Origin of the sequence: Agrobacterium sp. DSM 25558 (genome assembly GCF_900100825.1) — a bacterium.
Taxonomy (GTDB): Bacteria; Pseudomonadota; Alphaproteobacteria; order Rhizobiales; family Rhizobiaceae; genus Agrobacterium.
The window spans coordinates 24,674-39,217 of the sequence record NZ_FMUD01000005.1 but is presented as its reverse complement, the minus strand read 5'-3'; the positions used below and the strand labels follow the sequence as shown (position 1 = coordinate 39,217).

The window sequence follows — 14,544 nt, the reverse complement described above, 5'->3', positions numbered from 1 at the left end:
TCGGGCTTGCGGAAAAACATCTATTTCGAAGATATGTCTGAGTGATGAAGACATGAGGGACTGCCATGCCCGACAAAGCTTATTTCGACAAAAAGCTTGCCACCGCCCGGCACGCTATTGCCGAGAAGAATTTTGGGGAAGCGCGCGCTATTCTTGATGAACTTTCTAACGCGCAAGATGGCCACCTGATGGGAGAAACGACCGCGCTGGGTCTGCCCCGCAGGCTCCATTCCGTCTGTCTTGCTCTGGTCAAGGCGCAAGGGGACGCGGTCTCCCGCGTCGGCTACCAATATCATCTCGTTCCCTCGCCGGATGTTTTCCAATCCTATGGCCGCTTTTCAGCGGATGAACGGCGTTTGATCGCCGCCAAAAATCGGGAGCCGGTACCTCACATCATTCACCAGATATGGATCGGCGACAAACCGGTGCCGGTATCGACAGGGGCTTGGGCGGCTCATGCTGAAAAGCACGGCTATGAATATCGTCTGTGGCGAGAGGCTGATCTTGAACGGGAAGGCGTCTTCTCCAATCCCATCTTTGCCGGGATGCTGGCTGAGCGGGATTACCCCGGTGCGGTGGACGTAGCGCGATACATCATCCTGTCGAAGCTGGGCGGCATTTATCTCGACTGTGATTTTTATCCCGCCCGCGACGATCTAAGCTTTGGCGATATTTTGCCGATGATCGGTCTTACGGCCTTTGCAGAAGATGTGCCGCGCAAGACGGGGCAGGGCAGCACGCTGTTGGCCAATTCCTTTATCGCCACGCCACCTTCCCATCCCGTCTTTACCCGGATGCTTGAGGCCTTCCCCGCGATTTTGGAGACACTGCCGAAAGCGCCCGCGTGGTGGGCAACCGGACCGTTGATTTTCACGGTCGTGGCAAGATCAGGCTCGGTATCGCTGGCCGGTGGAGATTTCGTCGCGGCCTTCCTGCCAGATCGCTCGCCGCTCAGCGCGGTGGAAGCTGCGCGTGCGGATGTGAAGGGTGATGGCCTTTTGATCGCCTGGAAATCATGGTGACAACGCCTCAAGCCATTGGCGCGACGATCGCCAGCGGCATCCGGGATGATCCGCGGTCAGTGTAAAAAGTGTCTGTAAAAAGTCCCAGACGCTTTCGTCATGGTCCAGATGATGTGTCAGAATGCCCGTCATGCCGCCTGTATCATGCGCGTCGCACATCCGTGCGGCAGTTTCCGCAAACAGCAGGTCATGATCCTTGCCACCCCGGTTACCACGCCAATCGATGACATCGACATGGGTGTTGAGAAGAGGGATTTTGCCCGGCTTTTCAGGCCCATAAACAGACAGTGCCTGATAACCCGCCGCCGACAAGTGCTTGATAATGGTTTCATCGATGCGGTTCCACGGCGGCACCAGTAGCGGGACAAAACGCGGTTCATGCAATGAGTCGAGTTTCTCAAGCCCGGCCCGCAGTTCTCCAAGTACGGTTTCCAATGGTCGGTGTAGCCCAAGCTCGCGCTTCTTCTCTTCCGGCCCAGCATGGTTTTGGTGCGCCCAACCATGGACCGCGACGTCGATGTGTGGCGTCTGCTCAAGCCTTTTTGCCAGTGCTTCGTCCGTCGGCTCAGGAATGACCGCCACCGTCATCGGTATCGAAAATCGCTCGGACAGGTCCAGAAGCCGGTCCAGCGCGGAGCTGGGCTGAGTGGCATCATCATCCCTCAGCCATAAGTCTGCGATGGCGTTTCTGCTGGCAAAATCATCCAATGTGTCCAGAAGCAATTTTTCGGTCATGATGTATGTTCCGGCAGCTGCGTGAGAATGTTGTTGAGTGTGGCGGCAGCGTTTTCTAGTGAGCGCTCATCAGTCGCAAAGCGGCGCGCAGTCTCCGCCATCCCTTTGCGCATGTCGTCATTCGTCATGAGCGATATCAAGGCATCGGCATAGCCTCTCGTATCACCGGGTTCGGTCAGAATTCCCGTTTCTCCGTCTCTGACGACTTCCGGGACGCCAGCGATCTGTTCCGCGATCACGGGCAAGCCCGCTGCCTGTGCTTCGAGATAAGCCAGCCCATAGGCCTCGCCGTGGCCCGGCCAGACGTAGATGGAGGCATGAGACAGGATGTTGGCGATATCAGCGGCATTTCGTTCGCCGTGCCAGATGAGACGTGATCGATCGATCTTGTCGAATACCCTATGGACAGTCTCGCGCTCGGGTCCGTCCCCGATGATATCCAGTGTCCAAGGCAGGTCTTGCGGTAGCAGCTTCAGGGCACCGGCCAGCGCTTGATAGCTGCTGAGTTTGTCGCCTGTGCGCATCATGGCGACGGTTGCCAAGCGATAGCTGGTGGGCGACAGCGCGACCTTCGTGAATGCGGATGCATCGATGAAGGGCAGCAGCATGGTGCAGCGAATGTCGGCGTCGGCTTCTGTCAGCCCGTTCCGATCGCGGTGGGTGAAGCAAATATTGACGGCGGCGAGGCGTAGATCCGTGAGAAGTCCAGCCTGCGCTTCTGCCCAGCCCATTTTGTTTCGCTTGGGTGAATAGGACGCTTCGGCGGTGACATAGGCCACCCCGAAACGTTGGCAAAGTTCGGGTCCGAGATAATCCCGCGCCTTGTAATAGGGGTGATAGCAGAACCAGATATCCGGCTTACCGTCTCGCAACCATTCGGCAGCAATGCGTTCCTTTTCTGCTTGCGCTTCCCGTTTCAGGCTTTCCAGGTCGTCACCATCGGGCTGTCGCAGAAAACTGCGAAGCTCGGAGACCACCTTCACCTCATGCCCGCCAAGCCGCATTGCCCGCATCAACAGGCGCGCCATCAATCGGTCGCCGGAAGGCACGGGGTGGTTGGGGGATTTCAGTGGGCAATAGAATGCTATTTTCATGGGAGAGTTTTGCTTCGCCATTCAACGTTTCGTCAATGGGAATTTGACCTGGGCAAACCTTGACACTGTGCCTGTTCTCGCCCAACTGATGGGCATGTTCTTCCATGCGCGGGGCGCAATCAGCTTTGACTTTCTCTTCTAACGCACAACATCTTCTGGGTCTTGTCCAGTCCAAAAAGGCGACCGCAGGCGTCATCGGCCTCGGTTATGTCGGTCTGCCGCTGGCGATGACCATCGCCCATTCCGGTTTCAAGGTGGTCGGTTTCGATATCGATCCGGGAAAGATTACCGCCATCGATGCCGGTGAAAGCTATATAGAAGCCGTATCACACGATGTGTTGAACGGTGCGCGCCAAGACGGCGGCTTTATCGCGACCAGTGATTTTTCCAAGCTTGCCGATTGTGACGTGATTGCAATTTGCGTTCCAACACCGCTGACGAAATATCGCGATCCCGACCTGTCCTATGTCGAAAATACCTGCAGTGAAATTGCCAAAACGCTTCGCCCCGGGCAGCTTGTCGTTCTGGAATCCACCACCTATCCCGGCACCACTGATGGTATCGTCAAGACCATTCTGGAAAAAACGGGGCTGAAATCCGGTGCGGATTTTTTCCTCGGCTTTTCACCGGAGCGGGAAGATCCCGGCAACCGCGATTTTCAGACGTCAACCATCCCCAAAGTGGTGGCCGGTGAAGGTCCGGATGCGGCGGAACTGATGACGGCCTTTTATGGCTCCGTTGTCAAAACGGTCGTTCCTGTTTCAACAAATGCCACGGCAGAGGCGGTAAAGATCACCGAAAACGTGTTTCGCGCCGTCAATATCGCTCTCGTCAACGAATTGAAGGTCGTTTACGAAGCGATGGGTATCGATATCTGGGAAGTGATCGATGCGGCCAAAACCAAGCCGTTCGGCTACATGCCGTTCTATCCCGGCCCGGGCCTTGGTGGCCACTGCATTCCCATCGACCCGTTCTACCTGACCTGGAAATCGCGTGAATATGAGTTGCCCACCCGCTTCATCGAACTCGCCGGTCAGATCAACACCGGCATGCCGCGCCATATCGTCAGCCGGTTGGCGGAGGCATTGGATATTCACCGTGGCAAGGCGCTCAGCCGCTCGAAGGTTCTGATCGTAGGCTTGGCCTACAAAAAGAACGTGCCCGATATTCGCGAAAGCCCTTCTTTGAAGCTGATCGAGCTTATTCTGGAGCGCAGCGGCCAGCCTTCCTATTTCGACCCTTATGTTGCGGAAATTCCAAGGACCCGCGAATATATCGATCTTTTGGGCATGCAGTCGGTCAAATGGGACCAGCAGACCATCAGCGCATTCGACGCGGTTCTGGTGGCAACCGATCATGACAATATCGACTATAAAAGCCTGAGCGAATGGTCGCCGCTGATCATCGACACGCGCAACGCTTTTGCTAAGCGCGGTATCGTGGCAAGCCACATCATCAAAGCCTGATGGAAGAATAAGAGATGAGCAGACTGGACAGTTTCATTCGTCGCCTGACGGCGCAGCGGGATATTCTCAACCATGTCCAGGCCGATCTCGACCTTCCGGTTGAAGGGCCGGTGATGGAGATTGGGCTTGGCAACGGCCGTACTTTCAACCATCTGCGCGAACTGTTTCCAGATCGCCGCATCGTGGCTTTCGACAGGGCCATGGGTGCGCATGCGTCATCGGTGCCGGACGAGAAGGATTTGGTGATCGGCGAGATCGCCGAAACCGCTCAGGCCTATCTGGGTGTAGAGGCGGCGCTGGTGCACGCCGATATCGGCACAGGTTATCCGGAAAAAGATGCCGTGACGCTGACATGGTTGCCGCAACTGGTTGCGGGCATGCTGGCCAAGGGTGGGGTGGCAATCAGCGGTCTTCCCTTGGAAGAAAAAACGCTCAATCCGCTGCCCGTGCCTTCGTCGGTGCCGACGGATCGTTATTTCCTCTATCGGAAAATATAAGCGGCTTACAGAAAGAGCTGACTTTCCGCTTCTGAAATCAGAAACACCTTCATTTGCGAACTTTTGCCGCGAATGGGAATGGTACGGCTTTGCAGCGCCTTGGTGTCGTGCCCGGACTGCTTCAACACCGGCTCCGATACCACAATGGCAGTGTTGAACTCCTTGGCGGCTGTTTCGAGCCTGCTCGCCACATTGACGGTGTCACCGATAGCGGTGAGGTTTTTCGCAGCCCCATAGCCCATGACACCGACGATGGATGGGCCTGCGTGAATGCCGACCACAATGCGCAGCCTCACTGTGAACTGCTTTTCCAATTCTTCGTTGAGCGTCTCGATGTTGCGCAGAATGAGCGCCGCTGCTTTGAGCGCATTGCGGCTTGCGTTTTCCGTGTCGCCTGAAAGACCGAAGAGCGCCATGGCACCATCTCCGATGAATTTGTCCAGCCGTCCGCCCGCCTCCTCCACCGCCTGACCCACGACGGTAAAATAGCTGTTGAGCAGAAACACCATGTCATAGGGCAGGCGCGCCTCGGACAGCGCCGTGAAATTGCGAAGATCGCAAAACAAAACGGCAATCTCCTCTTCGCGACCGGGTCGGATCGGCTCGCCGCTGGCCGGAATGTCGCGTTGCTGTTTGGAAGCGAGCAACAGAGCCACCTTGAGGTTATGTTTGGGGCGAAGCTGACAACCAAGCCTGACATCGGTGTCCGCGTGAATGCGCTGGAGTGTTGCTCTTTCCATCGAGGATGCTTCCGGCAGAGGCCCATCCGTATCGATGATCCGTACCCGGCATGTCGAACATCGCCCTTTGCCACCGCAAGCCGAAAAATGGGAGACGTTACCGGAGCGGCTGGCTTCCAATATGCTCAACCCTGCCGGTGCCCGAACCAGCGCGCCGTGATCGTAGCGGATTTCGAACGAATTCGAACGCTGCCGCCAACTGCGAAGGCCACGAAGGGCGAGAACCAGAGCAATCGCGGCACCGAACGTGGCTTTCAGTCCGGTGGTAACCGCGTCGACGGTTGCTTCCAGTTCGGCCTGATTTGCAACGGGTGTACGGAGCGGTGGCGGACTATTTTCCATCGCGCGGCCCGCATCGCTGAAGCCGAGAAGCGCAAGGATCGGCAGCAACACAGCGATGGTCAAAAGATAGGGTGAGATTTTCTTGTACCATTCGCGGTAGCGCAGCCAGAAAAACACGCCCAGACAGCCATGAAACCAGATCAGCACCAGTGCCGTGCTTTGACGCAGCCCCAGCCACGGATTGCGGATCCAGAAGTTGTGGATCACGGTTTCATAGCCGACATCAACGCCGTAAAGCATGCGCGATATGCGGATGCCGGTGGCGTGGTCGATGATCAAATAGGGAATGAGCAGGCCGATGATGATCTGGAGCGCTTCCCGGATCGGCATCTTGAAGGAGCGCCGCAGATAAAGCGAGCGCAACACCAGTGCGACATGGGTGAGTACGGAACCATAGAGTATCAGGCTGCTGAGAGGATTGAGCCAGACGAGGCTGAACCACATGCGTCCATATTCTGCCGCATCGATCGAGATCAACGCGAGCGCATGGTTCGCCAGATGGGTGAACACGAAGCTCAGCATAATCAGGCCGGACAGAAGGCGCGCATGCCTTAGCGACGTTTCCGACACCATCTTGGTCATGCTGACTGTCTCCGGTTGCCGCTTGCGCTCGTTGTTCGGCAGATTGCCAGAGAGTTCTCTGCTGATAGCCGTTTGCCGCTATACTCTAACGGTCGGAAAAGCAGAATAGATCAACGATCACGTCATCGGCATTTTTCAGCGTCAAAGCTGTATCGTCTGCCCATCCCATGCGGCAAATGCACCCGCAAACTCTTTTTTGGCATCGGCATCGATGACATCAAGCTCAGCATCCGTGCGGAACGGGGCATGGTGGATGAGACCGACGCTCTTTGCATTCGCCAGCTTGGCCAGATGAACAGCCTGCTGCCACGAGGAGTGGCCGTATCCGCGATAGGTTTCCATCTCGGATTCGGTGAAGCTTGCGTCGTAGAGGAAAAGGTCGACGTTTTCGATGAGTTTTAGAACGGTCTTGTCGATCTTGCCCGTTTCATGCTCCGTATCGGTGATGATGGCGAAGCTGCGGCCCTGCCAGTCGATGCGGTAGCCGATGGCATTTCCGGGATGGTTGAGCATTCCGGTCGTGATGTTCAGTTCAGGATGGACAGGCAGAACGTCTCCCGCATGAAAGTCTCTGGTGATGATCTGGGCGCAGCAGATATCGAGCGGTGCCGGAAACCATGGCGGGCTCATGAACTCGGCCAGCATTTCCCGTGTCGTCTTTTGTCCGGCCAGATGGCCTGACCATATGCGGACCGCATTTTCGCGGTTGAAGAAGGGTTTGAAGTAGGGAAATCCAATGATGTGATCGTAGTGACAGTGAGAGAAGAACATGTTGACGTCGCCGACGCCTTCCGCCTTGAGCGACTGACCGACTGGCAACAGCCCTGAACCCGCATCGAACAAAAGGACATGCTCTCCGCATCTGACTTCGATGCAGATCGTATTGCCACCATATTTCCGGAATTTGTCTCCCGATACGGGAAGCGTTCCCCGTGCTCCCCAAATCTTGACCCGAAATTCTTCTTTATTGTCCCGACTTGGATCGTCGGAATTCAACGCCATGATACACCCCAATTTACCACGGACAGCCGCAAGGCTTCTTCCGATAGGCATCGTCTTATCTGTTTTGCCGTTACCCCGGTTCGGGGAGACATGTTATATCTCCGCCATTAGTAGGGTTAGCATTTCAGTTTTATGACGATAGTGCCACTTTTATTTTTCTTTTGAGAAACGTGGGTGGAAAAGGCTGTTTCTTTTAGGCGTTGGAATTTGATCGTGCTTTGCTCAACTCGGTGGTTGTCTGTGTCAGGCGTTCCGCCAGCACCCGCATGACCTTGATCGTTACGTCTGGGAAATCCGACATAAGCTTGAAGAATTGCTCCTTACCGATGCGCAAGGCCTCAACCGAAGTGGAGGCCCGGACGGTTGCGGTTCTGACGCTATCGCAAAGGATGGCGATTTCGCCGACGATGGCATTGCCGCTCATCTCGGTCAGCTTGATCTGACCTGAAGGGGAATCGATCAGGACGTCCACCTTGCCTGTCAAAAGCACATAGGCTGCATCTCCCAGATCACCCTGCCGAAACAACTCGTCACCGGCGTGATAGGACACGCGATCTGATGCGAAAGCCAACAGCTTCAGCTTGGAAGGCTCCATCTCGCTGAAGAAGGGAACGCGTTTCAGCATTTGAATTTCGTCTTTGAAAAGCATTGCCCTGTCCCGTCCGTATTCCTGTTCTACCAAAGATAAACCAACTATGCGGCGATCATTTCTTTAAATGTACCGTTTTCTTCCAGAAGAGTCTCGTATGTTCCATCAGCAACAATGGTCGTGTGGTTAATAACGATAACACGGTCGAACATTTTTGACAGTGCAGCATTGGAGAGTATCCAGATGACCGCCGGATTGGCCTCATCACGTTTGAGGAACGAGATCACGTTGTCGACGATTTCCTGTTGCATGCGGTGATCGAGACCCGGCAATGGGCGATTGAGCACATAGTAGTCCGATTTTCTCATCAAGGCTCTGGCCAGATTAAGCTTTTGCCGCTGCAAAGGTCCCAGCCGCTTACCGCCCGCGCCGAGATTGAACTCAAGCCCGACGGCCAGAACCTTCTCGTAAAGACCCTGCTTTTTCATCGCTTCGGCAACGATCTTGGTGATGCGCCGTGATGCATCGGCATAACGGTGGCTGATCTTGCCGAACAGAATATTGTCGAGAAGGCTGGTCGAAGCCGCGTATTTTTCGGGATCGTATGGCTCGATCCAGCTGCGCAGATCATCGGGCAGGTTCTGGTGGAACATGTGTCTGACTTCGATGATCTTGTCCATGACGTCCTGCGTCAGAAGACCAAAACGCTGTCTGGGTTCGATATAGAAGAAGCTGAGCCGTAGCATGGCGCGCCTATCGGCGTCGTTGGCATCCTTGTAGCTCTTGCCCTGCAGGCGCTGCAGCGTCTGTTGATAGGTCGGAATATCGTCGGCCGTCATAAAGGTGAGCTGCTGGAAAAACGGGTGATCGGGCGCGAGATCGCTGAAGATTTCAACGACGTTTTCCGCAATCGTGTAGCCCATATCGTAAAGCGTCTCGGACAGTCCACTGCTGCGCATCAGCGAGCGGAAATAATCGCTGTCGATGATTTTCCGACTGGCGGTCGAGGAATCGCGCATCGTTCCGAACATGATGTTTTCACCGACGGTGGCCTCGGCATTGTAGCTGTTCGGTTCGAACGGCACGATCAGACCGCTTAGATTTTCCTCGTCGAGTTCCATGCGTAGCGCCTGCCGCAACTCCACGATCCTGGCCGCCAGATGCAGATCGGTCAAAGGATCGATCGACGAGCGCAATGCAAACTCAAGAATGTCGGGCGACAACTGAACCGTATCCAAAACGGACAGCATGGCCTTGAGGAATTTTTCCTCTTCATCGCTTCCAAAGGGGCTGGAGGCGTAATCGATCCAGTCACTGTTCACATCGATATCGGGGTTTTTGGCGAGCTTTGCTTCGCGAATTTCCCATTTTCTATGTTCGAGTTCCGCACCCTCATAGTCTTTAGCCTTCAAAGGCGCATGTTTCAGACCGTAAACGAGATTTTCTCTCAGGCTCGCATGGAAGAAATACGTGTCCGCCGAAACGTAGGAAATGCGTCGCCCGGTTACGGATTCCGGTAATTCGTGCAGGTCTCTATCGCCGAAGGTGATCTTTCCGGATGTCGGCCACAGGGTCCGCCCCAGCGCATCGGCAAGGGCTTCGGCCCCTGAGCCGCCCACAATTCCCACGGTTTCTCCCGGATTGATCGTCAAAGATGCCTGATCCAGAAGCCGGGTACCACTGTCGTCATCCAGTGCCAGACCGGCAATAACGATTGGACCGGTGATCGCCGCTGCCGCTTCCGGTGACAGCGCCTGAATTTTCGAATCGATCATGGTTGGTGAATCGAACTGTTCAAAAACCTGCTCGTATTTTACCTGAACGTCCTGGCGCGCCTGGTCCCAGTCGATCAGTTCTTTCAGCGGGCCGGGTAGTTCCTTGTAGGCGTTGATGACGGCAACGAGCTGACCCACATCGAGGCTGCCTCTCAGGGTTAGATAACCGCCCAACGAGTAAAAGAAGAACGGCGTCAGCTGAGCGAGGAAATTATTGATGAACTTGACGATGAATTTCCACTGGTACAGGTCGTAGCGGATTTTGAAGATTTCGCCGAGCCTGTGGGCGGCATCCGCGCGCTCATAATTGGAGGTGTCATAGGCGTGGATCGTGCCGATACCATCCACCATTTCGCCGATTCTGCCAGCCAGTTGTCGCGCACTCAACTGTCGCTGCCTGCCGAGTTCTATCAGGCGGCGGCGCATCTGGGGAATGATACCGACCTGAATAGCCGCCATGAAAGCAGCAATCAGCCCGAGCCAGAAATTCTGAACGAGAATGAAGAAGAGAGCCGAAAGTGCTTGACCGCCAAGAAGCGCCGGCTGAACGAACGCATCACCTGTAAAACCACCAAGCGGTTCCACCTCGTCCTTGATCATGCTGGAAATTTCCGCACCCTTGACCCGCTTGAAATGGGAAGGGGGAAACAGCAAAATACGGTCGATCAACTGGAAGCGAATGCGGCGTAGCAAACGCTCACCGAGGCGACCCTTGTAAGTGTTGATGTAATATTTGAAGAGCCCGTTGATGATGACCAGCGCAAGGAACGTTAGACTCAAACCCATCAACATGCCCAGACGGGTGAGCTCGAGGCCTGGGAACAGCGTAACGGTTCCCATATAGGGAATATCGAGCGTCAGATGCATAAAGAGCTGAGTGGAATTCACGCCCTCGAAGCCATCTCCCTGTATGGGGCCGTTGACGATCTGCTTGGGAAGATCGAAGGCAAGGAAATAGGGGATCATCGAAAAAGCGACGATCAGCAGAATGAAAAGCTGCTGCCGCCGCGTGTGATTCCAGATGTAGCGGGTTAGACTTTTTTCCATGTAGGACTTCTATGCCTTGCCGGTCTGACTGGAAGGTAGTTGATGTTTGTCACTGCGTCAAAGCCGCTGTTGCGTAACGGCGAAGGACATTAGAGAGATAAATGAAGATGCGTCTTTTGTCGTGAAAAGGCGGGATGGGGCTCCGGAAACGGCGCGGATCATTCTTTCACGAATTATGAATAAGCGCCTTATAGCGCAATTCCTCAAAAACGGAATAGTTGGGCGTTGCCCAGCATACGAATTTCACCGCGCGGTATTTCGGTTTTTGCAGACCCGAACGGGATAAGCTCGACATGTCTGCCTGCGCCCGGCGAAAGATGGAAGCCATCATCTGCGGGACGGAAGCCGTCAGCATCGATTTGGACGGAATGCGCGAAACGATCCGTCGTCACATGCAAAATCCACCGCCCGTTTTCGGTTTGTGTCAGGATGGTTTCAAGGCTGGCACGATGAAGAGCGGCTTGCCTGCCTCTTGGGAAATGGAAAGCGTCGGCAAGCAATTCTCCGGTTTGGGCATCCAGAAGTTTTGCCACCGTGACGTCGTGTGATGGTGGACCGAACCGATAGGCATAGGTCGTATCGAAAAATGCACCGAACAGGTCGGTCGCAGCAATCGCCTGCTTTGCGCGCGCTGGCAGACTGATTGAACGCCTGCCGCTGACGACCGGCTGGAGGCCATCGCGCAAACACGCGATTTCCATCACCGCATCCACATTTTCAGGTGTTTCATTGATGAGGTGGATATCAAGACCGTTTGTACCCTCATCGAGGAGGTTGATTTGCAGAGGCCGAAACGCGCGTTTCAGGCCGTAGAAGGCAGACTTCGGCTGGCCTGTCGAATCGATAACTCCCCAGCCGGGACCGGGCAGCAAATCCTGCAAAGTCCACACCAGCGCGCCCTGACAGTTTGAACCGACACGCCGCCATTCCGCAAACGTCGCTTCCATGACCTCGGCAATCGTTGCGCGGGAAAAGTCGAGATAGCGATCGACATCCTCCCTTCGCAATATTACCGGGTCCACATCATAAAGCAGCTTGAGATAGTGGTCGCGCACGTCCTCGAAGTCCCAGGACGCCCCTCTGTCTCGTGGCACCCTGGCTCGCCATTTCGGATCGTGAACCGGTTTTGCCGGTAGGTATTTGTCGAGCGTGCGTTGATGTGGGACGTTTGCGAAGGCAAGGCATTCACCCGCAAAACGCACATCGGCGCGGCGCGCATCTTCCAGCGGCCTGCAATAGGCGCCGACGCCGTAATAGTGGCCGACTTTTTCATTCGGGACGAACGGTAACGCCCCGCCGAATGGGGAGTTCGGCACATAGGCAATATCAGGTCGCAGACGGCGGACGTGTGTAGGCAGAATCTCTTCCGTCAGCGGACCTTTCCAGAACTGCTCCGATAAACCCAGCATAGCGCCCTGCTGGTACATTTCGCTGCCACCGCACAGAACGGTTAGCGATGGGGAGTGCGCAGTTTTTGCAAGGAGCTGAGATATTTCCTGCTCGATATGGGCAAGAAAGGCCTCATCCTTAGCCGGATAATCGAAATTAGCCAGCATCATGTCCTGCCAGACCATCAGCCCAAGCTCATCGCACATCGCGAAGAATTCCGGCGTCTCATAAGTCATGGTGCCGCCGATGCGGATCATGTTCATACCGGCCTCAGCGGCGAGGCGAAGCCAGGGCTCGTAATCTGCGCGGTCACCCGGCAGGCGGACGATATCGGCATTCGTCCAGACCGCGCCACGGCAGAAGACTGGCTCGCCGTTGATCTTCAGGCCAAAGCCCTTTTTATCCGCGCCATAGTCGATCTCTATCCGGCGAAAACCAGTCCTTGCAGCCAGCTGTGTTTGGCCGTCTACGCGCAGGTTCACATCGTAAAGCGCCGGCTTGCCGTGTGTCGCGGGGTACCATGGCTCGATGTTTTCGAGCCTTAGTTCACCTTTGAATGTGTTGTCCGCCGCAGCCTGGAGTGGCACCCAAACACCCGTGCACTCCAGCTCTATGACCGCGGACTTGCTGCGGACGGAGATATGCAGCAATCCAGTGCCGTCTTCATTCAGTTGCGATTGAAACGACAGGATTTCGAATGCACGCTTGTTGTCACGGATCAAACTAATAGGTCGCCATGGTCCGATGGCGTGGATTTCCGGGCACCAGCCGGGCATATGACCGAGCGCTGTCGTTCTGATCAGCCGCAGGCCTTGAGAGTTCATCATTTGCGGACGCCAGCGGGCGCGGGGTCCGGTTTTTTCCAGGCGTGGTGCCAAGGCCCGAAAACAGATGGCGAGTTCGTCGGCACCGGTTAGTTCAAAGGCCACATCCAGTGCTTCGAACATGCTGGTGGAGTGCGCAACCAGTGCGCCGTTCAGGAAAATTTCGGCAATCGTCGCCAGTCCTTCAAAGCGCAGAATGGCCGGACCGATCTCACCAGACACCAATGTCAGTCGATACCAGGCATCAAGGTTGTTCAGCGGTTCTGGTTGAAAGCGATCAAACTTTCCCAGCGTTTCCAGCGCCTGCGCAACAGTGCCGGGAACGGGTGCCGTCATTTCCTCGGCATCGATAGGAATATCGACCGGCGTTAGATAGGCATCGGGCTCGGTGAGCGTCAGGGTCCAGCCCTCGCTTAAAGACTGCCCTTTATCGATGCAGGAAGCCGTCACGCGGCCTCGCTTGTCTGGGCAAGCGAGGTTTCCAAATCCGCCATCAGTGCTTCCCAAGCCGCGACCGCCGGATCAAGAGCGGTGGCTAATGGATCAAACTTGCGGCGGGCGATGGCGCGGGCAAGCTGAAACTGTACGGTTTTCGCCACTTCCGAAATGCGAAGTGCATGCGCAGATGCTTCGCCGAAGCGTCGCTCACCACCCAACCATTCCAGATGGCTGGCAGCCAGTTCGAAGTTCGCACCAAACTGCCGAAGCGTGTTGAAGGCATACTTGTGGAAAAAGCCGAAGGGCCGGTCGGCCACGTTTTCCACCTGCGCAGGAAAGACTTCAGCGAAGGCTTTGATCGGATTTTGCGTGGGTCGTCTTGAAAAATGCGATGCCAGAAGACGCAGCGCTATCGCCCGTCTTTCCACATCGGACACTGGCTTTTCAGGAAATTTCGCAAATTCTGTATAGGGCAGGAAGGGCAGGTCTTCGTCTGCCAGATGGTGCTGGAAAATGCCGGAGAAGTCGTCTCCCTCCAGCGCGAAATAGCCGCCATTGTGGAAATATTCCAACTGCCGACCTGCCATGTCCATACGGTTGACGGCGACGGTGGTTTTGCCGTGTTCCTTGCGATAGGCGGTGCCGTGTGTATCCGGCATGTAGAAGCTGTCCATCTCGATCAGGCAGATACGACCGCGCTGCAACTGCGTTTCGATATGGCTTTCGAGCCTGTCGAAAATAGCCAGTTCGGTGACGCGGATGCCATAGAGCGCTTCGAGGTCTTCCAGCGGCACTTTGAAGAAAGTGAACTGGTCGCCCTCAAAATCCTGGGCCAGCGTAAAGCCGAGCATGGCTTCAGGCGGCAGACTGCTTGAGGCCAGAAGTTCGATCCACAGATCGACATAGCAATTGGTTTCCGGCCACATCCGCTCCAGCGAATGCAACGGATGCGGAACGTAGGTCTCAGCGTTGAGGGCCGGAAAGATGCTCGTCATGCCGTCT

At 55.6% G+C, this 14,544-nt stretch carries 11 protein-coding genes; 3 read left to right on the top strand and 8 right to left on the bottom strand.

The window, feature by feature from the left end; translation table 11 throughout:
• Positions 1-65 precede the first annotated feature (65 nt).
• Positions 66-1,022: a glycosyltransferase family 32 protein gene (locus DSM25558_RS06175; RefSeq protein WP_077102904.1), complete on the top strand. Its 957-nt coding sequence runs from the start codon at positions 66-68 to the stop codon at positions 1,020-1,022.
• Here the strand turns inward: DSM25558_RS06175 and DSM25558_RS06170 are convergent.
• The gene (locus tag DSM25558_RS06170; protein ID WP_077102901.1) at positions 1,014-1,757 is read right to left on the bottom strand and encodes a polysaccharide deacetylase family protein; all 744 of its coding nucleotides are present in this window, start codon (positions 1,755-1,757) and stop codon (positions 1,014-1,016) included. The two genes, DSM25558_RS06175 and DSM25558_RS06170, sit on opposite strands and share 9 nt — an antisense overlap.
• Positions 1,754-2,851 carry a glycosyltransferase family 4 protein gene (locus DSM25558_RS06165; RefSeq protein WP_077102900.1) on the bottom strand — a complete coding sequence of 366 codons (1,098 nt, stop codon included), beginning with the start codon at positions 2,849-2,851 and terminating at the stop codon, positions 1,754-1,756. The genes DSM25558_RS06170 and DSM25558_RS06165 overlap by 4 nt, the downstream gene beginning before the upstream one ends.
• 104 nt (positions 2,852-2,955) lie before the next feature.
• Between DSM25558_RS06165 and DSM25558_RS06160 the strand changes: the two genes are divergently transcribed.
• Together DSM25558_RS06160 and DSM25558_RS06155 are read left to right on the top strand one after the other, a co-directional pair.
• Complete coding sequence (locus DSM25558_RS06160; protein ID WP_077102898.1) at positions 2,956-4,317, top strand: nucleotide sugar dehydrogenase; 1,362 nt, start codon at positions 2,956-2,958, stop codon at positions 4,315-4,317.
• A gap of 14 nt (positions 4,318-4,331) precedes the next feature.
• Positions 4,332-4,814 carry a class I SAM-dependent methyltransferase gene (locus tag DSM25558_RS06155; protein WP_077102896.1) on the top strand — a complete coding sequence of 161 codons (483 nt, stop codon included), beginning with the start codon at positions 4,332-4,334 and terminating at the stop codon, positions 4,812-4,814.
• A 5-nt stretch (positions 4,815-4,819) separates the two neighbouring features.
• On the opposite strand, the gene DSM25558_RS06150 is transcribed toward DSM25558_RS06155, so the two are convergent.
• From DSM25558_RS06150 to DSM25558_RS06125, 6 genes are all read right to left on the bottom strand, one after another.
• Positions 4,820-6,478, bottom strand: coding sequence for an adenylate/guanylate cyclase domain-containing protein (locus DSM25558_RS06150; RefSeq protein ID WP_077102894.1), 1,659 nt, complete (start codon positions 6,476-6,478; stop codon positions 4,820-4,822).
• Between the two features lie 141 nt (positions 6,479-6,619).
• A complete protein-coding gene (locus tag DSM25558_RS06145) occupies positions 6,620-7,480 on the bottom strand; it encodes an MBL fold metallo-hydrolase (protein ID WP_077102892.1) in 861 nt (286 codons plus the stop codon).
• Between the two features lie 193 nt (positions 7,481-7,673).
• Positions 7,674-8,129, bottom strand: coding sequence for a cyclic nucleotide-binding domain-containing protein (locus DSM25558_RS06140; RefSeq protein ID WP_077102891.1), 456 nt, complete (start codon positions 8,127-8,129; stop codon positions 7,674-7,676).
• Between the two features lie 44 nt (positions 8,130-8,173).
• Entirely contained in the window at positions 8,174-10,891 is a 2,718-nt protein-coding gene (locus DSM25558_RS06135) for an ABC transporter ATP-binding protein (protein WP_077102889.1), read from the bottom strand.
• 203 nt (positions 10,892-11,094) lie between these two features.
• Positions 11,095-13,554 carry a glycoside hydrolase family 2 protein gene (locus DSM25558_RS06130; protein WP_077102887.1) on the bottom strand — a complete coding sequence of 820 codons (2,460 nt, stop codon included), beginning with the start codon at positions 13,552-13,554 and terminating at the stop codon, positions 11,095-11,097.
• On the bottom strand, positions 13,551-14,537 hold the full coding sequence (locus DSM25558_RS06125; RefSeq protein WP_077102885.1) for a DUF1839 family protein: 987 nt from the start codon (positions 14,535-14,537) through the stop codon (positions 13,551-13,553). The genes DSM25558_RS06130 and DSM25558_RS06125 overlap by 4 nt, the downstream gene beginning before the upstream one ends.
• Between the last annotated feature and the right edge of the window lie 7 nt (positions 14,538-14,544).